This window comes from Pseudomonas putida, from assembly GCF_001941965.1.
Taxonomy (GTDB): domain Bacteria; phylum Pseudomonadota; class Gammaproteobacteria; order Pseudomonadales; family Pseudomonadaceae; genus Aquipseudomonas; species Aquipseudomonas putida_L.
Genome location: NZ_MKZO01000013.1, coordinates 1 through 22449 on the forward strand (window position 1 = coordinate 1; position 22449 = coordinate 22449).

The following is a 22449-nucleotide window of genomic DNA, read 5'->3' on the forward strand; positions in this document are numbered from 1 at the left end:
CACTGCGGTATTGCTGACGGCGCCGACCTGGGAGTCGGTGGACAGCCTGTTCGCCCGCGACCGTAACGCGGTGGTCCTGACCACACCGGGCCGCCAGCCAGCGCCCCGATCAGCCAGTAACAGCACAGCCCCACCAGGAAGGTGGTCTTGGCATCCTTCAGCCCGCGAATCGAGCCCATGGCCACCGTCTGGATCCCGTCGAACAGCTCGAACCACGCCGCCACCATCAACAGGCTCACCGCCAGCTTCACCACCCCGGCAAACGCCGGATCCTCCAGGTCGAGGAACAACCCCACCAGCGCTTCCGGTTTCAGCCAGAACAGCACCGAGAACCCAAGCATCACCGCCGCGCCAAAGCCGATCCCGACCCGCCCGGCATGCCGCGCCGCCAGCAGCCGGTCGGCGCCGTAGTGCAGGCCGACGCGCATGGTCACCGCATAGGACAACCCCGCCGGGATCATGAACGCCGTCGAGACGATCTGCAGGGCGATCTGGTGCGCGCCCAGTTCGGTACTGCCCATGGTCCCCATGCACAGCGCGGCGAAGGCGAACAGGCCGACTTCCACGGTGTAGGTCCCGCCAATCGGCAGGCCCAGGCGCCACAACTCGCGCAGCGCCGGCATCGATGGCCGCGACAGGTTCCTGCGGATCGGGTAGGGCGCATAGGCCGGGTGCTGACGGATATACAACGCCAGGGCCACCGCCATGCAGTTGGCGACGACCGCCGTCACCAGGCCGATACCCACCAGCCCCAGCTTCGGCAGGCCGAACATGCCCTCGATCAGCGCGTAATTGAGCAGGAAGTTGACCACCGTCCCCACCAGGCTGATGACCATCACCGGCGACGAGCGCCCCAGCGCACTGGTAAAACCGCGCAGGGCCATGAAGGTCAGGTAGCCGGGCAGGGCGAAGGGCAGCAACAGCAGGAAGTGCCCGGCATTCTCGACGTTGCCGGGTGTCTGCCCGAGCAGCAGCAATACCGGCCCGAGGTTCCACAGCACCAGCGCCGCCACCACCGCCATGACCCAGCCCAGCCACAGCCCGGCCTGGGTCAGGCGGGTGGCGCCTTCGGTGTCGCCGGCGCCATGACGGATGGCGACCAGGGTACCGACCGCGGCGATCACCCCGAGGCAGAAGATCGACACGAACGAATAGCTCGCCGCACCCAGGCCGCCGCCGGCCAGGGCCTCGGGGCTGATCCTGGCCATCATCAGGGTGTCGGTGAGCAGCATCAGCATATGCGCCAACTGCGAGGCAATCAGCGGCCCCGCCAGCCGCAACAGTGCCTTGAGTTCATGGGTTGGCGCCGCCTGCATGGTCGGATTCCTCGAAAAATGAAGTGACAAGCCGCCAATTCTCGACCTTTGCGCGGTTGCGCACAAAAGGATAAAAGCGATCATTGGCATGATTAAAACTCATGCGAAGATGCATCCTTACGGAGGTCCTTCATGTCCAGTCGTCTTCCCCCGCTGTACGCCCTGCGCGCCTTCGAAGCGGCGGCGCGGCACAGCTCGTTCACCCGTGCCGCGGATGAGTTGAACATCACCCAGAGCGCGGTGAGCCGGCATATCCGCACCCTCGAGGAGCATTTCGCCTGCCGTCTGTTCATCCGCAACGGTCGCAGCCTGCAACTGAGCGAGGCGGCGCGCCTGCTGCTGCCCGGCGTACGCGAAGGCTTCGGCGCCCTGGAGCGGGCCTGCAGCACCCTGCGCAGCGAAGAGGGCGTGCTGCGCATGAAGGCGCCTTCGACCCTGACCATGCGCTGGCTGCTGGCGCGGCTCAGCCGCTTCCGCCATCTTCAGCCGGGCAACGAGGTACAACTGACCAGCGCCTGGATGGACGTGGACCATGTCGACTTCAACCAGGAACCCTTCGACTGCGCCGTACTGCTGGGCGACGGGCACTTCCCGCCGGACTGGGAGGTGAGCTGCCTGTTCTCCGAATGGCTGGTGCCGGTGGGCGCGCCGGAGTTGCTCAAGGACGGCCCCTGGGATGTGGAAAAACTCGCCGCCTGCGAACTGCTCCACCCGACCCCGGACAAGCGCGACTGGCGCACCTGGCTGGCACGCATGGGCCTCACCGAAGACGTCTCGCTCAAGGGCGGCCAGGTGTTCGACACCCTGGAGCTGGGCATGATCGCTGCCGCCCGGGGCTATGGCGTGTCCATGGGCGATTTGCTGATGGTCGCCGAGGATGTCGCCCAGGGCCGGCTGAGTCTGCCCTGGCCGGCGGCGGTGGCCAGCGGGCTGGACTACTATCTGGTCTGGCCACGCACCCGTCCCGGTGGCGAGCGCCTGCGTCGGCTCAGCGACTTCCTGCAAGGTGAGGCACGGGCGATGCAGCTGCCAGATGTGGAAATGCTGCGGGCAAATGCTACCAACAGCGGCGAATGAACGTTTGCGCGTGAAATAACCGCGCCCTGCGCTCAAGTAATCCCGCGCCAAGCCGAATTAGCAGGCAAGGGCCCGGAATGAGGCCCGTCCGACCCGCCCATCGTGCCCCCGCGATCAGGATGATCCCGGCCTTACTTCGCCAGGAGTTTTCATGTCTCGACCCCGCGCCCGGATTGCCTCGCAGCTTGGCCTTGCGCTTGCCGCCGTGCTGGCCGTTGTCATCACCGGCAGTACCCTGTTCGCCCTGCGCTCCCTCGACCACGCCAACCTGATCACCCGCCAGGAGCACCTGACCAGTGAAGCCCGGCTGCTGGCTGACCAGCTCGGGACTTTCCACGACTCCCTGAAGGACAGCACCCAGCGCCTCGCCGGGTTGTTCGAAAAGCGCTTCAGCGGTTTGACCGTGCAGGCGGGAACGTCCATTCCCGTGGCCGGCATCGCTGCTCCCGGGTTGTTCCTCGACGGCCAGGCGCTGAACAACGATTTCAGCGAAGTCGATGAATTCCGTCAGATGACCGCCGGCGTCGCCACGATCTTCGTGCGCAGCGGCGACGACTTCGTGCGCATCAGCACCTCGCTGACCAAGCAGGATGGCAGCCGCGCCATCGGCACCTTGCTCGACCGGCAGAGCCCGGCCTACGGGCGGATCATGAGCGGCCAGTCCTACGTCGGGCGCGCCTTGCTGTTCGACCGCTTCTACATGACCCAGTACACCCCGGTGCGTGATGCTGGCGGGCAGGTCATCGCCATTCTCTTCGTCGGCTTCGACTACACCGACGCGCAGAAGAACCAGTTCGACAACCTCAAGCGCTTCCGCATCGGCCAGACCGGCTCCCTGGCCCTGCTCGACGAGCAAGGCCGCTGGCTGGTGCCGCCGGCGGGCGTGACCGACCTGGCAAAGGCCGCCAGCGAGGCGGCCGGCTTCGTCGGCAAGCCGGGTGAAGGGCGCTTCTGGAATGACGGCGTGGAAGATCTCTACAGCGTCGCCATGCCGTTCGCCGGCGGCCCCTGGACCGTGCTGGCGAGCATGCCGGAAGCGGAAATCCGCGCGGTGACCTGGAGCGTCGGCACCCGCCTGGCGATTGGCAGCCTGCTGGCGATGCTGCTCGCGGTGGGCGCCACGCTCTGGCTGTTGCGGCGCAAGCTGCGGCCGCTGAGCGACCTGGTGCATCAGGCCGAAGCGCTGGGCGCGGGTGACCTGGATGTGCGTCTGCAGGTCACCAGCCAGGACGAGATCGGCCAGTTGGCCGCCAGCTTCAACCATATGGGCGAAGCGCTGGCGAACATGGTTGTGCGTATCCGCGAGGCGTCGCAGCAAGTCGGCCAGCGTGCCCATGCCCTGGCCGATCTCTCGGCGGGTGCCTGCGATGGCATGGACCGGCAATCCGGTGAGATCACCAGCATGGCCGGCGCGGTGGAAGAGTTCAGCGCCACCTCGGCGAATATCGCCGACAGCATGGGCAGCACCGAGCGCATGGCCCGGGACAATGCCCAGCAGACGCGGATCGGGCGGGCGTCGATGGACGAAGCCTCGACCTCGCTGCAGCAGATTGCCGAAGCCTTGGGCGACACCGCCAAGGTCATCGACATTCTGGGTGCCCGCTCCCAGGACATCGGCGGCATCGTCGGCACCATCACCTCAATTGCCGAGCAGACCAACCTGCTGGCGCTCAATGCCGCCATCGAAGCGGCGCGGGCCGGGGAGCAGGGGCGTGGGTTTGCCGTGGTCGCCGACGAGGTTCGGCACCTGGCGGCGCGTACCCGCCAGGCCACTGATGAAATCTCCTCGATGATCGACAGCGTGCAGCAGCAGACCGGGCATGCCATCAGCACCATGGAGCAAGGTAACCGCCTGATGCGCGAGGGGCTGGAGCGCAACGCCCGGGTCGCCGAGGCGCTGGCGCGCATCGACGAGCAGAGCCGCAGTGCCGGGGAGCAGTTCGCGGTGATCACCACCGCGACCCAGGAGCAGAGTGCGACGGCGACGGTGCTCAGCAGCAACCTGCAGAGCATTGCCACGACCAACCATGATCAGCGGGAAGTGGCGAACGATCTGGCGACTACGGCGCGTCAGTTGGAGGGGTTGGCAGGGCAGTTGCGGGAGGAGGTGGACCGCTTCCGCGTTCGCCACTGATTCTGTTAGTTCATGCTGGCCTCATCGCTGGCAAGCCAGCTCCCACAGGGACCGCGTGCACCGCTGAACCTGTGGGAGCTGGCTTGCCAGCGATGAGGCCAGACCTGACAACCTCATTGCTCAAGCCGGTTCAGGGCTATGATGCAGGCCTCGATAGAGCGCTTTTCACTCTCGGCATACAACGCCAACTCATCCTGCACCACCATCCCCAACGCCTGCTCGAACGCCTCCCTATTGGCATTGCTGCCATACTCCGCCTGACCGTCATCCCCCAGGTTGGACTGGAAAATCCCCGCCGCACTGACCGGCAGAAAATCCTCGTACACCAGCGCCTCGAAGTGGACATGCCCCGCTTCGATCAGCCCTTCCAGCGTCTCGGGCTGCTCTTTCGCCGCCAGCCCCTTCTCCGTCGGGAAGTACCGGAAGTACGCCAGCCCCTGCTCGCGCATCTGCCGCAGATCATCCGGAAACGCCCGGAACGTCTCGGCCAGCAGGCTCATGTAGCGATCGGCATTGCTCTCTGCCGGCACCCCGCCCAGCACATCACGGGTGGCATCGAGCAGTTGGTCATAAAGCAGCCGCCCCTTCGGCGTCAGCGCCGCACCACGCTGTTCGATCTCGCCAAAGCGCGCCGTATGGCTGCCCTGCGTATCACGGAAGGCAATCGACTCCTGCAACGCCTTGAAGCTGGTCTGGCGCAACAGGATCGGATGGCGCCGCGTCGGCGGCCCCTCGATCACTGCCTTTGGCGGAATCCCGTGGGCCGGCATCCCTAGCTGGATCGCATCGATATCCAGGGTGCGCGGGGTCAGGTGGTTGATATGCGGGCCCTTGAACGCCACCACATCGGCGATCAGACGATGCTGGTCGTGCAGTTGCTGGTACTCCTGCGCCGTCACCGTGGCTTCATGGTGCCAACGGAAGGTGTGCAGGGCTTCGTCGACGAACGCCTGGGCATCGGCGTCGTTCAGGCCGCCCTCCTGCTCGCTTTGTTCGATCAACTGCAAGGCGCGCGGCGTGAAGATCTGGCGCTTGTCCAGGATCGACCGGGCCAGCTCGCGCAGGTCCGGATCATCGATCAGCTCCAGGCGCAGCAGCGAGGTGAAGACCCGGAACGGGCTGATATGCAGCGCCTGTTCATGCACCGGACGAAACGCCGTGGAATGCACCGGCACCCCGGCGGAGCTCAGGTCGTAGTAGCCCACCGGCTGCATGCCCATCACCGCGAACAGTCGACCGATGGTCGCCAGCTCCGCCGCCGTGCCGACGCGGATGGCGCCGTGGCGTTCCTGGTCCAGGCGTTCCACCTCACCGGTCCAGCGCAGCGCCTCGGCCACCTCCGGGCGCATCGCCATCACCTGCCGGTTGACCTCGCTCACCAGCGCCAGCAGCGTGCCGTAGAGCGGGACTTCCTGCTTGTACATCAACGACATGGCGGCGGAGAACCGCGCGCGGATAAGGTCCGGGCTGACGAAATCTTCTGCGGGCATCGCGGGCTTCCTGGTGAGTGGTCGGGTACTCATACATGAAAGCGAGGAATGCTGACGGACTTCAAGCGAAAAAAAGTCGAGCAGTCATTCCGTAAATTCAGGACTTTTCCGCGGCGACCTGCTCGGCGATCCAGTCCACCAGGCAGCGCACCTTGGGCACTTCGGCAGCGTGCTCGGAGAACGCCAGGAAATGCGCGCCATTGCTGCGCACGCGGTGCGCCCAGGGCACCACCAGCTTGCCCTCGGCGATATCGGCCTCGGCCAGGTAACCAGGCACCAGCGCCACGCCGCAACCGGCCTGGGCCGCACTCAGGCACATATGGAAGGTGTCGAAGCGCGGGCCGTGATAGCTGTTGGGCGAGTGCAGGCCCTGTTCGAGAAACCATTCGTGCCAGGCTTCCGGACGCGTCGTGCTTTGCAGCAGGACGAAGTCGGACAATTCGCTGGCGTCGCTCAGGCTGCGCCCTTGCAGCAGGTCAGGCGCACACACCGGCAATACCTCTTCGCCGAACAGCTCGATGCAGGTCGCCCCGGGCCAGGTGCCCTGGCCATAGAAGAACACCACATCGGCCTTGGCCTGCAGCAGGGAGAACGGCTCCATCTCGTTGCGGATATCCAGGTGGATATTCGGATAACGCTTGCCGAAGCCCTTCAGGTGCGGGATCAGCCAGCGCACGCCGAAGCTGGGCTGGGTGGCGACCTTGAGTACTTCGGTCTGCTCGCCGTAGGACATGATGTAGCGGCTGGACATGTCCACCTGGGTTAGGATCTTGTTCACCTCGGCCAGGTACAGCGCGCCGGCGGGGGTGAGTTGCAGGCGCCGGCGGATGCGCAGGAACAGGTGATGGCGGAGCATCTCCTCCAGTTGCGCCACCTGCTTGCTCACAGCGCTCTGGGTCAGGTGCAGTTCCTCGGCGGCGCGGGTGAAGCTCAGGTGCCGGGCGGCGGCTTCGAAGCATTGCAGGGCGGCCATCGACGGCACCAGGCGTTTGGACATTGCGGAGCTCCAGGATCATTACCTGACGGAATGATGTGCGGAATAAAGGTCGTTTGTTGCGCCAGAGTGATCGGATTAATACTGATCCCCACCAACGATTACAACCTTTCACCGCCTTGCAGGAGAACAAAATGGTTGATGGACTGCTTGACCGCCTGGGTGTCCCGGCCAGTGCCTACACCAAGGGCAACCATCCCGTTCACACCCCCATCGACGGCAGCGTGATCGCTTCGGTGCAGCTGGAGCCGGCCGCGGCCGTGGGCGCGAAGATCGCCCAGGCGCAGCAGGCCTTCGAAGCCTGGCGCAACGTGCCGGCGCCGCGTCGCGGCGAGCTGGTGCGCCTGTTCGGTGAAGTGCTGCGTGAATACAAGGCGGAGCTGGGTGAGCTGGTTTCCGTGGAAGCCGGCAAGATCACCCAGGAAGGCCTGGGTGAAGTGCAGGAAATGATCGATATCTGCGACTTCGCCGTTGGCCTGTCGCGTCAACTCTACGGCCTGACCATCGCTTCCGAACGCCCTGGCCACCATATGCGCGAAAGCTGGCATCCGCTGGGCGTGGTCGGCGTGATCAGCGCCTTCAACTTCCCGGTCGCGGTGTGGGCGTGGAACACCACGCTGGCGCTGGTCTGCGGCAATGCCGTGGTGTGGAAACCTTCCGAAAAAACGCCGCTGACGGCCCTGGCCTGCCAGGCGCTGTTCGAAAAGGCCCTGGCGAAATTTGGTGAGGCACCTGCGGGCTTGAGCCAGGTGATCATCGGCGATCGTGATGCCGGCCAGGCGCTGGTGGATGATCCGCGCGTGCCGCTGGTCAGCGCTACCGGCAGCACCCGCATGGGCCGTGAAGTCGGGCCGCGTGTGGCGGCGCGCTTCGGTCGCAGCATCCTCGAACTGGGCGGCAACAACGCCATGATCCTCGCCCCGAGCGCCGATCTCGATCTCGCCGTGCGTGCCGTGCTGTTCAGCGCCGTCGGTACGGCCGGGCAGCGTTGCACCACCTTGCGTCGGGTGATCGTGCATCGCTCGGTGAAGGATGAAGTAGTGGCGCGGGTCAAATCCGCCTACGGCAAGGTGCGCATTGGTGATCCGCGCGAGGGCAACCTGGTCGGTCCGCTGATCGACAAGGCGTCGTTCCTGTCAATGCAGGACGCGCTGGCCCGTGCCCGTGACGAGGGTGGCCAGGTGTTCGGTGGCGAGCGTCAGTTGGCTGACCAGTATCCGGATGCCTATTACGTTGCTCCGGCCATCGTCGAAATGCCTGGCCAGACCGAGGTGGTGCGCCACGAGACCTTCGCGCCGATCCTCTATGTGATGGCCTACGATGATTTCGACGAAGCGCTGCGCCTGAACAACGAAGTGCCGCAAGGCCTGTCCTCGTGCATCTTCACCACCGACCTGCGCGAGGCCGAGCGTTTCCAGAGTGCGGCGGGCAGTGACTGCGGGATCGCCAACGTCAATATCGGCACCAGTGGCGCGGAGATTGGCGGGGCCTTTGGGGGCGAGAAGGAAACGGGTGGCGGGCGTGAGTCCGGGTCGGATAGCTGGAAGGCGTATATGCGCCGGCAGACCAATACCGTGAACTACTCGCGGGAGTTGCCGCTGGCCCAGGGCATCGTGTTCGACTGATTCGCAAGCAAGCACACTCCTGCAGGACCGCCACGGTCCCTGTGGGAGCTGGCTTGCCAACGATGCTTTTCCAGGTTCAGAAATAACAAGATCAATACCTGCTCCGGGGAGCCCACCAATGGTCGACCTGCGTCAACAATGCTTGTGGGAACACATCACCCCGCCCCCGGCCCCCGCCTCGGCGCTCACCACTGACGCCGTCGCCGATGTCTGCATCATCGGCGGTGGCATCACCGGTCTTTCCGCCGCCCTGCACCTGCTCGAACAGGGCAAGTCGGTGGTGCTCCTCGAAGCCCGCGACATCGGTCACGGCGGCTCCGGCCGCAACGTCGGCCTGGTCAACGCCGGCACCTGGATCCGCCCCGACGATGTCGAGGCCACCCTCGGCCAGCAACAGGGCAGCCGCCTGAACAAGGTCCTGGGCGAGGCCCCGGCGGAAGTCTTCGCGCTGATCCAGCGCCTCGGCATCGACTGCCAGGCGCACAACGAAGGCACCCTGCACATGGCGCACAACGCCACTGGCGTCGCCGACCTCGAGGCCCGGCACGAGCAATGGACCCGCCGCGGTGCCGACGTCGAACTGCTCACCGGCGCCCGTTGCGAAGACCACTGCGGCACCCGCCAGATCTCCGCCGCGCTGCTCGACCGCCGCGCCGGCACCCTCAACCCCATGGCCTACACCCGTGGCCTGGCTGAGGCCGTCGAACGCCTGGGCGGACGCATTCACCCGCGCTCCCCGGTGCAGGGCCTGGAGCGCAACGGCAACAAGGGCTGGCGGGTAAAGACCGCACAGGCGGTGGTCGATGCCGAAAAGGTGGTCATCTCCACCGGCGCCTACACCGAAGGCGACTGGACCGACCTGCAAAAGCACTTCTTCCGCGGCTACTACTACCAGGTCGCCTCGGTGCCGCTGCACGGCACCGCCGGCGACAATGTGCTCAAGCACGGTCAGGGCTCCTGGGACACCCGCACCGTGCTCAGCAGCATCCGCCGCGACGACCAGGGCCGCCTGTTGCTGGGCAGCCTCGGCCGGGTCGACAACAAGCCCTCATGGTTCATCCGCAGCTGGGCCGACCGCATCGCGGGGCACTACTTCCCGGAGCTGGGCAAGGTCGAATGGGAAATGCACTGGACCGGCTGCATCGACTTCACCCCGGACCACCTCATGCGCCTGTTCGAGCCGGCGCCGGGCATTGTCGCTGTCACCGGCTACAACGGCCGTGGCAACACCACCGGCACGGTGATCGGCAAGGCGTTTGCCCGGTTCCTGATGCAGGACGACCCGGCGACGCTGCCGATACCGTTCTCGCCGATGAAACCGGTGGCGGTGCCCGGGTTGCGCACCGGTTTCTATGAAACCGGGTTCTCGCTGTATCACGCAGGCCAATGCCTGCGGGTCGTTCTTTAAAGGCTGGCGCGGTTCAGGTAGGAGCGTGGCTTGCCCGCGAAGGAGTGCGAAGCGCTCCCAGAAATGGTGGCAACAATGAGAATTTGGGACCGCTGCGCGGTCCTTCGCGGGCAAGCCACGCTCCTACGAGCACGGCGTCGCTCAGATATCGATGCCTTTAAGGCTTGCGCTGCAGCCAGTGCAGGAAGCCGCCTTTCTTGATCGCGGCGGGTTTCTGCAGCAGCAGCGACTGGCTGTTCTGCTGGCGGACGCTCTGGAGCTTGCCCAGGGCATCCTTCACTTCATGGCGCTGTTCCAGGCACTGCTTCACCTCGGCCTTGTCGATGCGGTAGAGCAGGCAACTGGTCAGGGTGCGGAATTCCGCGGCTGACATGGCGTCGTCCAGCAAACCCTCGACGCCGAGCACCTCACCCGGCCCCATGCGCCCGGCTTCCAGCAGTTTCTCGCCATCGTGGACCGCCGCCGACACCACGCCGGTGCCGATCACCAATACATGATCGGAGGCCTCGTCGACCCCGAGGATCACCTGGTCGGCCGGGTACTCCACGGCAATCATGCGCTGGCTCAGGCTGTCCTTCTCCTCGCTGCTCAGGGCGCGGAAGATGCGCACGTCCTCCAGCAGGCTGCGCTGGCGGCTCCAGGGGCGGGTATCGTTTTCCGGGTTCCAGATCACCCCGGCGGCGACCAGGTGGCGGTGGGCCAGATCGAACATCTGGTTGCGCACGCTGGTCTTCTGGTCCATCGCCGCGACGAAGCCGCTGGCCTCGTACTCCACCGACTCCAGGGTCGAGGTCTTGATCGTCGCCTTGGGCTTGGGCACGGCGAGCAGGGCGCTGCTGCCTTGCAGGGTCTTCTCCAGTGCATCGAGCACCTTGCGCGGGCGCACGCTGGCCGGCACCACCACGCTGATGGACACCCCATGCACATCGTTGGGCCGGCTGAAATTGAGCAGCTTGGCCTTGGCCGCCACCGAATTGGGGATCACCGCCATGCTGCCGTTGCCGGTCAGCAGGCGGGTGGCGCGCCAGTCGATATCGATCACCTTGCCCTCGGTGCCGTCGATGCTGATCCAGTCATCGATCTGGTAGGGGCGGGTGGTGTTCAGGACGATGCCGGAGAACACATCGCTCAGGGTGCTTTGCAAGGCCAGGCCGATCACGATGGCCATCACCCCGGAGGTCGCCAGCAGGCCTTTGACCGGCAGCTGCATCACGTAGGCGGCTGCGGCGACGATGGCGACCAGGAAGATCAGGGCGCCGAGGACGTCCTGGAGCAAGCGGCCGGTGTGGCCGCTGCGGGCGATCAGGAGCAGGCCGATGACCACCGTCAGCGTGCGCGCGGCGAACAGCCACCAGGTGATTTCCAGCACCGTGGCGATCAGGTTGCGGGCCAGGTCTTCGGGCCAGGGCGGGGGTTGCAGCGGGCTGATGCCGGCGCTCAGGAGCACGCCGGTGAACAGCAGGAAGGCCACGACCCGGGCGGCGGTGCGCCAGTTGCGGCGTTCCACGGGGATGGCGCGCCAGAGGAGCAGGTCGAGGAGGAGGAGGAAGGCGCCGAGCAGGAGGGGGTAGGGCATGGGGTTCTCGGGAGTTGGGCCTTGGGTGGGTGTGGTGTGGCTGATGGCCTCATCGCTGGCAAGCCAGCTCCCACAGGTACGGTGCATGCAGTCCCTGTGGGAGCTGGCTTGCCAGCGATGCGATCTCAAATGTCATTCGAAACAACAGATTTCACAATGGTCTGTAGCCGTTTTCTGTCAGACGCTTCTGAATCATACTGCGCGGCCTGTTGCTCTGTTGCGAACCCAGGCTCAGACCTTCATGTTGCAGTGATCGGGTGTCGCAGCTCGAAGCAATAGACGCAGCTTGTCATCAGTTTCGCCCTCTTTTGAGAGGCGTCTCTTCAATGGCGGCTGTGCGTGGGGCACCTTCGGGTGCGCCGGTTCCTATTGCCCGGTCTGCGAACCCACGTACAGCTGCCACCCTCCGTTTCGCAGCGTATCGGTGTCAGCTCAACTGCAATAGGAGTTGCGCTATGAAGAAGCCCGTCCCCGATCCACCGCCCTTCGACTTTTCCCGTTTCAAAACCCGCGGCATATCTTTTGGCCCCCACGATTTCAATGGCAAGTGCATGTTCAACGTCAGTGAGGAACTCTGTGCTGAAGATGCGCTGGTCCACGCCTGTCTGTTGCTCAATTGCTTGCGCGCGTCTGCTTGCGATGCCGCTTCGCACCTCACTGCCAACGATCATGCCCTGGTGATTGGTATCGCCCAGCAAGCGGAAATGGCCAAGGCGTTGGTGGACTCGGTGTTGGCGGGGCTTGTTTGCAGTGGCAGAGGCGGTGGGGAGTAGTGGTGACATATCCCGTTGACATATCCCAAATGGCGTCTACTATGGGATATACGCTTTATATATCCCTTGAGGTGATCTATGGAACAAGGTGCAGTTTTTCAGAGTAATCGCAGCCAAGCCATAAGGCTGCCCAAGGCTGTCGCTCTTCCAGAGGATGTGAAGCGCGTCGATGTTGTAGCCCTCGGACGTACCAGGATCATCACGCCGGCTGGCGAATCCTGGGATAGTTGGTTTGAGAGCGAGGGCGTCACCGCAGATTTCATGGCAGAACGTGAGCAACCCGAAGACCAGGAGCGGGAGGCGTTTTGATGCTCAAGTTCATGCTCGATACCAACATCTGCATCTTCACTATCAAGAACCGTCCCTCTGAGGTTCGGGAAATCTTCAAGCGCCATCATGGACAGATGTGCATAAGCACCGTGACCTTGATGGAGTTGGTATATGGAGCCGAGAAGTCCGCGAATCCCGAGCGCAATCTTGCTGACGTCGAAGGATTTGCGGCTCGTCTGGAGGTGCTCAAATACGACCATGAAGCAGCTGCCCACACTGGGCAGTTGCGCGCAGAGCTTGCTCGGCTTGGCAATCCGATTGGCCCTTATGATCAGATGATTGCCGGACATGCCCGCTCCCAAGGTCTGATCGTCGTATCCAACAATCGCCGCGAATTCGACCGCGTGCCGGGCTTGAGGGTTGAGGACTGGGTTCCGCCTTCCACGGTCTGATTGCTCTGCTTACTCTTGCCCCGCCGGCCGATACTGCAACGCCTCCGCCAGATGCTCCCGCCGGATATCCTCGACCTCTTCCAGATCCGCCAACGTCCGCGCCACCTTGAGCAAGCGATGCGCCGCCCGCAGCGACAGGGTCAGGCGCTCGCAGGCATGTTCCAGCCATTTCTCGTCCTCTGTGGATAACCTGCAATGTCGGCGCAAACCGGGCAGGTCGAGGAAGGCATTGGCACAGCCTTGGCGCTGCTGCTGGCGCTCACGGGTGATGGCGACCTGGCGGGCGACGGTGGCGCTGTCGGGGCCGTCTTCGCTGGTGGGGGAGAGTGCCGTGGCTTCACGGGCGACGGTGAGATGCAGGTCGATCCGGTCCAGTAACGGGCCGGATAGCTTGTTGCGATAGCGCTGCACCAGTTCGCTGCTGCAGCGGCAGCGGCCGGTCGGGTCGCCGAGATATCCACAGGGGCAGGGGTTCATTGCTGCAACGAGCTGGAAGCGTGCTGGAAACCGCACGCGGTCCCGGGCCCGGGCGACCACAATCTCCCCTGATTCCAGTGGCTCGCGGAGCACCTCCAGCACGCGACGTTCGAACTCGGGTAGTTCATCGAGAAACAGGACGCCGTGGTGGGCCAAGGTGATTTCGCCGGGTGTCGGACGTGACCCGCCACCGACCAAGGCAGGTCCGGAGGCCGAATGATGGGGATGTCTGAACGGTCTTTGCGGCCAGCAATCCAGCGGCTTCGGGCTCGCTACCGACTGGATCGCCGCAACTTCCAGTGCCTCGCGTTCATCCAGCGGCGGCAACAAGCCGGGCAGGCGACTGGCGAGCAAAGTTTTTCCAGTCCCCGGCGGCCCGCTGAACAACAGGTTATGCGCCCCCGCCGCAGCCACCAGCAGCGCCCGCTTCGCCGCCAACTGCCCCTGCACCTCGCTCAGATCCGGATAAGGCCGGGGATTGAGCAACAACCCATTGGGCTGATACGGCATCAACGGCTGCTGCCCGCTGAAATGCCCGACCAGCTCCAGCAGATTGTCCGCCGCATACACCTCCAGCCCCGAGGCCATACAGGCCTCCTCGGCATTCGCCTTCGGCACCACCAACGCCCGCCCCGCATCCCTGGCGGCGAGCGCGGCGGGCAGCACACCTTGCACCGGCCGCACCGCCCCGGACAACGCCAGCTCGCCGAGACACTCCACCTTGTCCAGCGCTGCCTGGGTGAACTGCCCATTGGCTGCCAACAAACCCAGCGCAATCGCCAGATCGAAACGCCCGCCGTCCTTAGGCAGATCCGCAGGCGCGAGGTTGAGGGTGATCCGCCGCTGGGGAAACTCCAGCCGCGAATTGACGATCGCACTGCGCACCCGGTCCTTGCTTTCCTTGACCGTGGCCTCGGGCAACCCGACCAGGGTCAGGGTCGGCAGACCGTTGGCGAGATGGGCTTCGATAAGAACGGGCGGCGCCAGCACCCCCACCTGGGCGCGGCTGTGGACGATGGCGAGGGACATGAACACTCCATGATCGATGCGGGGCCGCGTCGTGCGGTTTTGCAAGGATAGTGGTGGGTTCGGAGGGTGAATTAAGGAGAGTGCTTCGGCTTGTTACGGGGGAAATAGAGACCAGCGAGAAGGGGCTTTCAGGAAATGGTTTGAAATCTTGATGAGTAGAACGCTGACTCGGTTTTACTAGGATCTCATCAGCCCTCCCTCATCTGTCGATCAAGGTGCTGTCCATGCCTGATGAAGAAAACCATTGCCTGCTGCTTCGTATGCCACAGCAAGATACGCCTTCAACATTGGATGTTGCGACTTTCGAGAGGTTGATGGCGATAACCGGGATGAGCCGCGATGAGCTGGTGCATCGGGCTTTACGGGAGCTTGCGAATCGTTGGCTGCCGAAGTACGAGCCAGACGACGGCCCGTTAACCAGGGCCCAGTACGAGGCTATTCGGAGGGCATCCTCAAGCACCTCCGGCGATGCTTTCAGTCTCAGGTTGTTCTGAGCACGGGGTCGAGACTTACTCAGGTCCTGTGGGGCCCCAGCCTTTCCGGCTGCGGTATCGCGTAAAGAACAGTTCTAAAGCACGACTTGAACCCTGTGGGAGCGGGTTCATCGGAGCGCCGAACCGCCGCGATTGCGGTAGTGAATTCACCATCGCAATCGCGGGTAAACCCGCTCCCACAGGGTTCGCGCTACATCAATGGATGTTGTGCAGCCTGAAAATGCATCGTATAGGAGTCATTTCCCGGCCTTTGCCGCAAAATGCCTTCTATACGATGCAATTCCCGACACCGCCCTCACCCCACCTGCACCTCAACCGTCAAATGCCGCACCTCATGCACCGGCACCAACCGCTGCCGAATACTCGCCAGATCCACCCCGGCCTTCCCCACCACACTGACAATCGCCGCATGCGCCTCCGGCCCCACCCGCCAGACATGCAGATCAGTAATCCGCGCATCCCCGGGCTTCTCCACCAGCTCGCGAATCTCCTCGGCGACATGCTCGTCCGTCTGGTCCAACAGCACCCCCGCCGTAACCTTCATCAAACTCCACGACCAGCGCGCAATCACCAGCGCACCGACAATCCCCATCACCGGATCCAGCCACACCCAGCCCAGGAACCGCCCGGCCAGCAGCGCAGCAATCGCCAGCACTGAGGTCAGCGCATCGGCAATCACATGCAGGTACGCCGAACGCAGGTTGTGGTCGTGGTGATGAGGATGCTCGTGCCCATGCTCATGATGATGGTGGTCATGACCGTGCCCATGCCCCAGCAGCAGCGCACTGACGATATTCACCACCAACCCGATCACGGCAATGAAGATCGCCATGTCGAACTGCACGTCACCCGGCTGGAACAGCCGAATCGTCGACTCGACACCCACACTCAAGGCAACGATGCCGAGGATCAGCGCCGAAGCGAACCCACCCAGGTCCCCCACCTTGCCCGTGCCGAAGCTGTACCGCGAACTCCCCGCATGCCGCCGCGCATAGGCATAGGCCGCCGCCGCGATACCCAGTGCACCGGCATGGGTCGCCATATGGAAACCATCGGCCAGCAAGGCCATGGATCCGGTGATATAACCGGCGGCGATCTCGGCCACCATCATCACCAGCGTGAGAATCACCACCCATAAGGTACGGCGGGCGTTCTGGTCATGGGCGGAGCCGAGGAACTGATGATCGTGCGCGTGCTGGTTCATGGTGATCCCTCACTTGGAGTAGCGCCGGATGGCTTCGAGTAGTTCTTCCATGCCCTGTGCCCGCTCTTCATCGCTCAACTCGGGATTGGCGACGTGCTCGCGGGCATGGTCCTCGATGATCTCTTCCAGTAACCCGTTCATGGCACCGCGGGTAGCGGCGACCAGGTGCAGGGTCTTGCCGCAGTCGGCGCCTTCTTCCAGGGCCTTTTCCACCGCCTGCAATTGACCGGCGATGCGCTTCACGCGCTTGAGCAGCGCGTCCTTTTTCACATGGGTGTGCGACACGGGTATACCCCCCCTACCTATCGAATGGGCCGGAGAATGGCATACCCCCACCCCCTATGCAAGCGACAGGCGAGCGAAGGCCGGGGACGGGATCAGGAAGGGGAGAGGAGTTGGCCGCAGGACCAGCGCAGGCGCGCTGGTCGGCAACCGGGAGGCATCACTCGCTGGCGATGGGGTTCAGGCGGGCTTCGAGCTCTTCGACCTTGGCTTCCAGTGCTTCAAGACGAGCACGGGTGCGGGCCAGGACGACCATCTGGCTGTCGAATTCTTCACGGCTGACCAGGTCGAGCTTGCTGAAGCCACTTTGCAGCAGCGCCTTGAACTGGCTTTCCAGCTCGCTGCGCGGTTGTCCGGGGTCGTTGCTGAACAGGCGCGAGGCCTGGTCGCTCAGGGCATCGAGAAAGGCTTTGGGCGCAAGCATGGGGGCGCTCCTGTTTCGGAAAGAGGGCCGGCAGTGTAGCACGGGCCTTTCACCGCCTTCCGTTGCACACTTTTTGAACATCCCGCGACACAGGCGCGCACCGTTGTAGTGCGCCGTTTTGCCTACTGGCGACTGGCCAAGACCGCCTATTGCGTGCAAGCCGTTGTAATCCGGCGCTTTCCCGGACATGGCATTGTTTCTGCTAAGACCATCGTGACCCATGCACTGATGCAGTCCCAGGACGAGGCAGTGCTCAGGCGGAGCGAAGACACGAAGTTTTGTCTGGTGCTGGTTTCGCCAGTCAGCCTCACGGATTAAAGGCTGAGGAAACGTTACAAAGCCCAGGCACTGCGCTTAGACTTGAGTCGGGTTTGTTTTCCTGGGGCAAGTCCACCTATTCGGGAGAGAGTTTCATGAAGCTAGTCACTGCCATCATCAAGCCGTTCAAACTGGACGATGTGCGCGAGTCGCTGTCCGAAATCGGCGTGCAGGGCATCACTGTCACTGAAGTCAAAGGCTTCGGTCGGCAGAAGGGTCACACCGAGCTGTATCGCGGCGCGGAGTACGTGGTCGACTTCCTGCCCAAGGTCAAGATCGACGTCGCCATCGACGACAAGGATCTGGATCGGGTCATCGAGGCCATCACCAAGGCCGCCAACACCGGCAAGATCGGTGACGGCAAGATTTTCGTGGTGAATCTGGAACAGGCTATCCGCATCCGTACCGGCGAAACCGATACCGACGCGATCTAACAAAAGCCGCCCCAAACCCAACGCCCCAGGAGAATACAACATGACTCTGCGTAAATTCGCAGGGCTAGGAGCCCTATTGTCCCTCGTAATGCCAGCCGTCGCGCTGGCCGAGGAATCCGCTGCGGCCACTGCGGCTCCCGCGCTCAATTCCGGCGACACCGCCTGGATGCTGACTGCCACTGCCCTTGTTCTGTTCATGACCATCCCCGGCCTTGCCCTGTTCTACGGCGGCATGGTGCGTTCGAAGAACGTGCTGTCGGTGATGATGCAGTGCTTTGCCATCACCGGCCTGATCAGCGTGCTGTGGGTCATCTTCGGTTACAGCCTGGCCTTCGATACCACCGGTATGGAGCAGGGCGTCACCAACTTCAATTCCTTCGTCGGCGGCCTGTCCAAGGCATTCCTCGCCGGCGTGACTCCGGAAAGCCTGACGGCGGCCTTCCCTGAAGCGGTCTTCGTGGTCTTCCAGATGACCTTCGCCATCATCACCCCGGCGCTGATCGTCGGTGCCTTCGCCGAGCGCATGAAGTTCTCCGCGATGCTGGTGTTCATGGCCATCTGGTTCACCCTGGTCTATGCACCGATCGCGCACATGGTCTGGTCCGGCAACGGCGGCCTGATGTGGGACTGGGGCGTGCTCGACTTCGCTGGCGGCACCGTGGTGCACATCAACGCCGGTATCGCCGGCCTGGTAGCCTGCATCGTGCTCGGCAAGCGTAAAGGCTTCCCGACCACTCCGATGGCGCCGCACAACCTTGGCTACACCCTGATGGGCGCCGCCATGCTGTGGATCGGCTGGTTCGGCTTCAACGCAGGCTCCGCCGCTGCCGCCAACGGCACCGCCGGCATGGCCATGCTGGTGACCCAGGTCGCCACTGCCGCCGCCGCGCTGGGCTGGATGTTCGCCGAGTGGATCACCCACGGCAAACCAAGCGCCCTGGGCATCGCTTCGGGTGTGGTTGCCGGTCTGGTTGCCATCACTCCGGCTGCCGGCACCGCTGGCCCGATGGGCGGCCTGGTGATCGGCCTGGTGTCCGGCGTGGTCTGCTTCTTCTGCGCCACCAGCCTGAAACGCAAACTGGGTTATGACGACTCCCTGGACGCCTTCGGCGTGCACGGTGTCGGCGGTATCGTCGGCGCGATCCTCACCGGTGTGTTCGCTGCACCGGCCCTGGGTGGCTTCGGCACCGTGACCGACATCGCCGCGCAAGTCTGGATCCAGGCCAAGGGCGTCGGCTTCACCGTGATCTACACCGGCATCGTCACCTACGTGATCCTGAAAGTGCTGGATGTGGTGATGGGCCTGCGTGTCAACGAAGAAGAAGAGTCGGTCGGCCTCGACCTGGCTCAACACAACGAGCGCGGCTACAACCTGTAACCCGCCGCGAAAAAAACTTGCCCGGCTTGCCGGGCATTTTTTCGCCTCGAATTTGCCTCGGTGGCGGCGCGCAAACGGTTTTTCGCGGCAGGTTCATTCCTGATGGAATGACGCTCGGATTGTCGGCGGAAAACTTACAGTCCCTGGCGCGTTTTAGGCACTTTGCTTTTTCATCCGGCACGCTAGAATGCGCGCCGTGGAGTGATGATGGCCTGTTCACACACTTCATGGCCCTTTGCTAGGCTTGCTGGTGAGCGAGCCGCTCGGCGGGGACGAAACCGGGGCTTTGAACCGGCAGCTCTTTATTTGGTCAGGCTCTGAAGGGCCTGCACGGCGTTCGCCAGCGAGAGCGGCGGGCGCTGTCCGTATCTTTCTCCAGCAGTCGTAAACCTCTACGGCAACTGGTCTATAACTAATCTGCTTTTCGCAAGTCATGAGGTAGAACATGAGCGACGACGATCTGGAAAATGACGACCTCGAAGTAGGCGACGAAGACGAGGGCGATGAAGGCCTCGAAGCGGCGGCGGACGACGGTGCCGAAGACGCTGGCGACGACAGCCCGGCCCCTGCGGCCAAGGGCAAATCCAAGGCAGCGGTCTCGGTAGACGAGATGCCGAGCATGGAAGCCAAGCAGAAGGAGCGCGATGCGCTCGCCAAGGCCATGGAAGATTTCCTGGCCCGTGGTGGCAAGGTGCAGGAAGTGGAAGCCAACGTGGTTGCCGATCCGCCCAAGAAGCCCGACAACAAATACGGCAGCCGTCCTATCTGAGGCCGTCGTAACGAAAAGCCCGCCATCAATCAGCGGGCTTTTTTGTGCCTGGCCTAATGGAGCGGACAACACCGTCCCTGTGGGAGCTGGCTTGTCGGACCGCCGAACCGCAGCGATTGCTGTAGTGAATTCACCATAGCTATCGCTGGCAAGCCAGCTCCCACAGGGTTTGTGCAAAGGCTGATGAAGAGGTCAGCGCCAGCGGGCGAGGACGTCTGGCAGTTGCGACAGCCGCTGGATCTCCGCATCCGGCCGGCCAGCCGCCTCCCATGCCTTGCCCTGCGGGTTGAACCACACCGCGCGCAGGCCCGCACGCTGGGCGCCAGCGATATCGTCGCCCGGATGATCACCGATATGCACCGCAGCCCCCGCTTCGACCTCACCCTGGCGCAGAGCCTCGAGGAACGGCGCCGGGTCCGGCTTGCCAATCCCCAGGTCCTCGGCACAGAGCGCGAATTTGAAGTAATCCGCCAGCCCCAGCCGCCGCACATCGGCATTGCCATTGGTGACCACGCCCAGGGTGTAGTGCCGGCGCAGCAGCTCCAGCACTGGCTGCACCTCGGGGAAGATCTCGATTTGGTGGCGGGCATGCAGGAACACTTCAAACCCTTCGTTGGCCAGCTCACGGGCCTTCTGCTCGCTGTAACCCACCTCTTCCAGCGCATGGAACAGCACGCGGCGGCGCAGAGCGCTGATGCGGTGCTTGAGGCCAGGCTCGGCCTGCACCACACGCTCGCGAATGGCGTACAGGTGCTCCACCGGCACGCCACCCAGGCTGGGTGCATTGGCCGCCAGCCAGTCGCGCAGGACGGCCTCGGCACTGACGATCACCGGGGCGGTGTCCCACAGGGTGTCGTCGAGGTCGAAGGTGATCAGCTGAATACTCATGAGTCGTCGCCTTTACTGCGTTTGGCCCGAGGATGCGCGCTGTCGTAGACCGCGGCAAGGTGCTGGAAATCGAGGTGGGTGTAGATCTGGGTGGTCTTGATGTCGGCATGGCCGAGCATCTCCTGCACGGCACGCAGGTCCTGCGACGACTCCAGCAGATGGCTGGCGAAAGAGTGCCGGAGCATGTGCGGATGCAGGTTCTGGCCAAGCTCGCGCTCGCCAGCGGCCTTCACCCGCAGCTGAATGGCGCGCGGCCCCAGGCGCCGGCCCTGCTGGCTGACGAACACGGCGCCGTCCTGCGGGTTGCTCAGCGCGCGCAGGGCCAGCCACTGTTCCAGTGCCTCACGGGCCTTGCGTCCGACGGGCAGGACGCGGGTCTTGCTGCCCTTGCCGTGGACCTGCACCAGCCCGGCGGGCAGGTCGAGCTGTTCCAGGTCGAGGCTGGTCAGCTCGGAGAGGCGCAGGCCGGAGGAATAGAACAGTTCGAGAATCGCCTGGTCGCGGTGGGCGAGAAAGTCGTCTTCGACGCCGCCTTCGAGCAGTTGCAGGGCGCGATCGGTGTCCAGCGTTCGCGGCAGGCGCCGCTCGCCCTTGGGCGCGGCAAGGCCGTTGGCCGGATCGTGATCGCAAATGCCTTCGCGGTTGAGGTAGCGATAGAAGCCCCGCACCGCCGAGAGCAGGCGGGCCAGGCTGCGCGAGGATTGCCCCTGATGGTGGCGGCGGGCGATGAACTGGCGCAGATGCTGGATCTGCAGAGCTTTCCAGTCGGTGATCCCCACCGTCCCGCAAAAGGCCAGGACGCTGTCGAGATCACGCCGGTAGGCCAACTGGGTGTGCTCCGACATCTGCCGCTCGCTACGCAGATGGGTGCAGAACGCCTCCAGCTGGCGTTCCATTCAGCGCACCGGGCGCAGGGTCTGGGTCAGGCGCGGCACGACGCGGCCGAGTACTTCGGCGATATAGCCGAGGAACAGGGTGCCGACGGTGCTCTTGTAGTGATGCGGGTCGCGGCTGCCGATTGCCAGCACGCCATGCAGTCCCTGATTTTCCAGGGCCGCCACGGCGCTGGAACCGACTTCCTTGCGCTGTGCCTCGCCGAACAGGAAGTCCAGCTCATGCTCGCGCAGGTTGCCGCTGACGGTCTTGCCGCCGCAGAGCAGGCCGCCGATGGCCTGCTGCGCTTCGCTGGTGGGCACCCAGCGGCCCACCGGCGCGGCGTTCTCGCCAAACAGGATGAGGCTGACGAAGGGCACCTGGAAGTCCTGGCGCAGACGGTCTTCCACGGCCATGACCACGGTTTCCAGGTTGTCGGCGTCGAGCAGGTCGAGGATCAGGCGGCGGGTCTTCTCGAACAGGCGGTCGTTGTCGCGGGCGACATCCATCAGGTGCGAGAGGCGGTGGCGCATTTCGATGTTGCGGTCGCGCAGCAGCTTCAACTGGCGCTCCACCAGCGACACGCTGTCGCCACGCTGGTGGGGAATCAGTTGCTCGAGCAGGAGGTCGTCATGCTCGGCAAAGAAGGTGGGATGGGCGCGCAGGTAAGCGGCCACGGCCTCGGCCCCGACGTCGGGCGTGGAGCCCTCCGCGAGGATTTCGCTGGGTTCCGCGGCTGGCGCCTGGGGCTGATCGGTCATGGC

Annotated in this window: 23 protein-coding genes and 1 pseudogene; 12 read left to right on the forward strand and 12 right to left on the reverse strand. The window is 64.1% G+C overall.

Annotation, left to right across the window (positions count from 1 at the left end; genetic code table 11):
• Both PSEMO_RS09355 and PSEMO_RS33775 read right to left on the reverse strand, forming a co-directional pair.
• Positions 1-1316: NorM family multidrug efflux MATE transporter (locus PSEMO_RS09355; protein ID WP_256721065.1), on the reverse strand; the 1316-nt coding region annotated here is incomplete at its 3' end.
• On the reverse strand, positions 1294-1419 hold the full coding sequence (locus tag PSEMO_RS33775; RefSeq protein WP_256721066.1) for a hypothetical protein: 126 nt from the start codon (positions 1417-1419) through the stop codon (positions 1294-1296). The genes PSEMO_RS09355 and PSEMO_RS33775, both read right to left, overlap by 23 nt.
• Positions 1420-1448: 29 nt before the next feature.
• Between PSEMO_RS33775 and PSEMO_RS09360 the strand changes: the two genes are divergently transcribed.
• The 3 genes and pseudogenes from PSEMO_RS09360 to PSEMO_RS34205 all read left to right on the forward strand — a co-directional run bounded on the left by PSEMO_RS09360 (position 1449) and on the right by PSEMO_RS34205 (position 4527).
• Positions 1449-2393, forward strand: a complete 945-nt coding sequence (locus tag PSEMO_RS09360) for a LysR substrate-binding domain-containing protein (RefSeq protein ID WP_075802788.1) — start codon at positions 1449-1451, stop codon at positions 2391-2393.
• A 151-nt stretch (positions 2394-2544) separates the two neighbouring features.
• Positions 2545-3660: pseudogene (locus tag PSEMO_RS34200) on the forward strand (Cache 3/Cache 2 fusion domain-containing protein); the annotation flags it as partial.
• A gap of 135 nt (positions 3661-3795) precedes the next feature.
• A complete protein-coding gene (locus PSEMO_RS34205; RefSeq protein WP_372239107.1) occupies positions 3796-4527 on the forward strand; it encodes a methyl-accepting chemotaxis protein in 732 nt (243 codons plus the stop codon).
• 113 nt (positions 4528-4640) lie between these two features.
• Here PSEMO_RS34205 and hglS read toward each other — a convergent pair whose 3' ends face one another.
• Positions 4641-6017: a 2-oxoadipate dioxygenase/decarboxylase HglS gene (gene hglS / locus PSEMO_RS09370; protein ID WP_075802790.1), complete on the reverse strand. Its 1377-nt coding sequence runs from the start codon at positions 6015-6017 to the stop codon at positions 4641-4643.
• 97 nt (positions 6018-6114) lie between these two features.
• Complete coding sequence (locus PSEMO_RS09375) at positions 6115-7014, reverse strand: LysR family transcriptional regulator (RefSeq protein ID WP_075802791.1); 900 nt, start codon at positions 7012-7014, stop codon at positions 6115-6117.
• Positions 7015-7145: 131 nt separating this feature from the next.
• On the opposite strand from PSEMO_RS09375, the gene amaB reads away from it, so the two are divergent.
• Entirely contained in the window at positions 7146-8636 is a 1491-nt protein-coding gene (amaB, locus tag PSEMO_RS09380) for an L-piperidine-6-carboxylate dehydrogenase (protein ID WP_075802792.1), read from the forward strand.
• 118 nt (positions 8637-8754) lie between these two features.
• On the forward strand, positions 8755-10044 hold the full coding sequence (gene amaA / locus PSEMO_RS09385) for an L-pipecolate oxidase (protein WP_075802793.1): 1290 nt from the start codon (positions 8755-8757) through the stop codon (positions 10042-10044).
• A 157-nt stretch (positions 10045-10201) separates the two neighbouring features.
• Here amaA and PSEMO_RS09390 read toward each other — a convergent pair whose 3' ends face one another.
• Complete coding sequence (locus tag PSEMO_RS09390) at positions 10202-11620, reverse strand: mechanosensitive ion channel family protein (RefSeq protein ID WP_075802794.1); 1419 nt, start codon at positions 11618-11620, stop codon at positions 10202-10204.
• A 455-nt stretch (positions 11621-12075) separates the two neighbouring features.
• Here PSEMO_RS09390 and PSEMO_RS09395 point away from each other — a divergent pair, with 455 nt between their 5' ends.
• The 3 genes from PSEMO_RS09395 to vapC all read left to right on the forward strand — a co-directional run bounded on the left by PSEMO_RS09395 (position 12076) and on the right by vapC (position 13115).
• Positions 12076-12393: a DUF6124 family protein gene (locus PSEMO_RS09395; RefSeq protein ID WP_075802795.1), complete on the forward strand. Its 318-nt coding sequence runs from the start codon at positions 12076-12078 to the stop codon at positions 12391-12393.
• A gap of 78 nt (positions 12394-12471) precedes the next feature.
• Complete coding sequence (vapB, locus tag PSEMO_RS09400; RefSeq protein WP_075802796.1) at positions 12472-12702, forward strand: type II toxin-antitoxin system VapB family antitoxin; 231 nt, start codon at positions 12472-12474, stop codon at positions 12700-12702.
• The gene (gene vapC / locus PSEMO_RS09405) at positions 12702-13115 is read left to right on the forward strand and encodes a type II toxin-antitoxin system tRNA(fMet)-specific endonuclease VapC (RefSeq protein ID WP_075802797.1); all 414 of its coding nucleotides are present in this window, start codon (positions 12702-12704) and stop codon (positions 13113-13115) included. Before vapB ends, vapC begins: the two co-directional genes overlap by 1 nt.
• A gap of 9 nt (positions 13116-13124) precedes the next feature.
• Here the strand turns inward: vapC and PSEMO_RS09410 are convergent, their stop codons facing one another.
• Positions 13125-14621 carry a YifB family Mg chelatase-like AAA ATPase gene (locus tag PSEMO_RS09410; protein WP_075802798.1) on the reverse strand — a complete coding sequence of 499 codons (1497 nt, stop codon included), beginning with the start codon at positions 14619-14621 and terminating at the stop codon, positions 13125-13127.
• A gap of 224 nt (positions 14622-14845) precedes the next feature.
• Between PSEMO_RS09410 and PSEMO_RS09415 the strand changes: the two genes are divergently transcribed.
• The gene (locus PSEMO_RS09415; protein ID WP_075802799.1) at positions 14846-15115 is read left to right on the forward strand and encodes a hypothetical protein; all 270 of its coding nucleotides are present in this window, start codon (positions 14846-14848) and stop codon (positions 15113-15115) included.
• Between the two features lie 295 nt (positions 15116-15410).
• On the opposite strand, the gene dmeF is transcribed toward PSEMO_RS09415, so the two are convergent.
• The 3 genes from dmeF to PSEMO_RS09430 all read right to left on the reverse strand — a co-directional run bounded on the left by dmeF (position 15411) and on the right by PSEMO_RS09430 (position 17025).
• Positions 15411-16319 (reverse strand): CDF family Co(II)/Ni(II) efflux transporter DmeF, encoded by a 909-nt coding sequence (gene dmeF, locus PSEMO_RS09420; RefSeq protein WP_075802800.1) that lies wholly within the window; start codon positions 16317-16319, stop codon positions 15411-15413.
• A 9-nt stretch (positions 16320-16328) separates the two neighbouring features.
• Entirely contained in the window at positions 16329-16604 is a 276-nt protein-coding gene (locus tag PSEMO_RS09425) for a metal/formaldehyde-sensitive transcriptional repressor (RefSeq protein WP_075802801.1), read from the reverse strand.
• A gap of 157 nt (positions 16605-16761) precedes the next feature.
• Positions 16762-17025, reverse strand: a complete 264-nt coding sequence (locus PSEMO_RS09430; RefSeq protein WP_075802802.1) for an accessory factor UbiK family protein — start codon at positions 17023-17025, stop codon at positions 16762-16764.
• 413 nt (positions 17026-17438) lie between these two features.
• Between PSEMO_RS09430 and glnK the strand changes: the two genes are divergently transcribed.
• The 3 genes from glnK (at position 17439) to sutA (ending at position 19924) form a co-directional block, all read left to right on the forward strand.
• Positions 17439-17777, forward strand: coding sequence for a P-II family nitrogen regulator (gene glnK / locus PSEMO_RS09435; protein WP_002555808.1), 339 nt, complete (start codon positions 17439-17441; stop codon positions 17775-17777).
• Positions 17778-17817: 40 nt separating this feature from the next.
• A complete protein-coding gene (locus tag PSEMO_RS09440) occupies positions 17818-19155 on the forward strand; it encodes an ammonium transporter (protein ID WP_075802803.1) in 1338 nt (445 codons plus the stop codon).
• Between the two features lie 445 nt (positions 19156-19600).
• The gene (gene sutA / locus PSEMO_RS09445; RefSeq protein ID WP_075802804.1) at positions 19601-19924 is read left to right on the forward strand and encodes a transcriptional regulator SutA; all 324 of its coding nucleotides are present in this window, start codon (positions 19601-19603) and stop codon (positions 19922-19924) included.
• A 192-nt stretch (positions 19925-20116) separates the two neighbouring features.
• Here the strand turns inward: sutA and PSEMO_RS09450 are convergent, their stop codons facing one another.
• Genes PSEMO_RS09450 through PSEMO_RS09460 form a run of 3 tightly spaced genes read right to left on the reverse strand, consistent with a single transcriptional unit; the run spans position 20117 to position 22446 of the window.
• Positions 20117-20812 (reverse strand): HAD family hydrolase, encoded by a 696-nt coding sequence (locus PSEMO_RS09450; RefSeq protein ID WP_075802805.1) that lies wholly within the window; start codon positions 20810-20812, stop codon positions 20117-20119.
• Positions 20809-21708 (reverse strand): tyrosine recombinase XerC, encoded by a 900-nt coding sequence (xerC, locus tag PSEMO_RS09455; RefSeq protein ID WP_075802806.1) that lies wholly within the window; start codon positions 21706-21708, stop codon positions 20809-20811. The genes PSEMO_RS09450 and xerC overlap by 4 nt, the downstream gene beginning before the upstream one ends.
• Entirely contained in the window at positions 21709-22446 is a 738-nt protein-coding gene (locus PSEMO_RS09460; protein WP_075802807.1) for a DUF484 family protein, read from the reverse strand.
• Positions 22447-22449: the final 3 nt, after the last annotated feature.

Coding starts and splice junctions, on each gene's coding strand:
- PSEMO_RS33775 (WP_256721066.1), bottom strand. CDS start 1,419: ATGAGTTTTAATCATGCCAATGATCGCTTTTATCCTTTTGTGCGCAAC.
- PSEMO_RS09360 (WP_075802788.1), top strand. CDS start 1,449: ATGTCCAGTCGTCTTCCCCCGCTGTACGCCCTGCGCGCCTTCGAAGCG.
- PSEMO_RS34205 (WP_372239107.1), top strand. CDS start 3,796: ATGGCCGGCGCGGTGGAAGAGTTCAGCGCCACCTCGGCGAATATCGCC.
- hglS (WP_075802790.1), bottom strand. CDS start 6,017: ATGCCCGCAGAAGATTTCGTCAGCCCGGACCTTATCCGCGCGCGGTTC.
- PSEMO_RS09375 (WP_075802791.1), bottom strand. CDS start 7,014: ATGTCCAAACGCCTGGTGCCGTCGATGGCCGCCCTGCAATGCTTCGAA.
- amaB (WP_075802792.1), top strand. CDS start 7,146: ATGGTTGATGGACTGCTTGACCGCCTGGGTGTCCCGGCCAGTGCCTAC.
- amaA (WP_075802793.1), top strand. CDS start 8,755: ATGGTCGACCTGCGTCAACAATGCTTGTGGGAACACATCACCCCGCCC.
- PSEMO_RS09390 (WP_075802794.1), bottom strand. CDS start 11,620: ATGCCCTACCCCCTCCTGCTCGGCGCCTTCCTCCTCCTCCTCGACCTG.
- PSEMO_RS09395 (WP_075802795.1), top strand. CDS start 12,076: ATGAAGAAGCCCGTCCCCGATCCACCGCCCTTCGACTTTTCCCGTTTC.
- vapB (WP_075802796.1), top strand. CDS start 12,472: ATGGAACAAGGTGCAGTTTTTCAGAGTAATCGCAGCCAAGCCATAAGG.
- vapC (WP_075802797.1), top strand. CDS start 12,702: ATGCTCAAGTTCATGCTCGATACCAACATCTGCATCTTCACTATCAAG.
- PSEMO_RS09410 (WP_075802798.1), bottom strand. CDS start 14,621: ATGTCCCTCGCCATCGTCCACAGCCGCGCCCAGGTGGGGGTGCTGGCG.
- PSEMO_RS09415 (WP_075802799.1), top strand. CDS start 14,846: ATGCCTGATGAAGAAAACCATTGCCTGCTGCTTCGTATGCCACAGCAA.
- dmeF (WP_075802800.1), bottom strand. CDS start 16,319: ATGAACCAGCACGCGCACGATCATCAGTTCCTCGGCTCCGCCCATGAC.
- PSEMO_RS09430 (WP_075802802.1), bottom strand. CDS start 17,025: ATGCTTGCGCCCAAAGCCTTTCTCGATGCCCTGAGCGACCAGGCCTCG.
- glnK (WP_002555808.1), top strand. CDS start 17,439: ATGAAGCTAGTCACTGCCATCATCAAGCCGTTCAAACTGGACGATGTG.
- PSEMO_RS09440 (WP_075802803.1), top strand. CDS start 17,818: ATGACTCTGCGTAAATTCGCAGGGCTAGGAGCCCTATTGTCCCTCGTA.
- sutA (WP_075802804.1), top strand. CDS start 19,601: ATGAGCGACGACGATCTGGAAAATGACGACCTCGAAGTAGGCGACGAA.
- PSEMO_RS09450 (WP_075802805.1), bottom strand. CDS start 20,812: ATGAGTATTCAGCTGATCACCTTCGACCTCGACGACACCCTGTGGGAC.
- xerC (WP_075802806.1), bottom strand. CDS start 21,708: ATGGAACGCCAGCTGGAGGCGTTCTGCACCCATCTGCGTAGCGAGCGG.
- PSEMO_RS09460 (WP_075802807.1), bottom strand. CDS start 22,446: ATGACCGATCAGCCCCAGGCGCCAGCCGCGGAACCCAGCGAAATCCTC.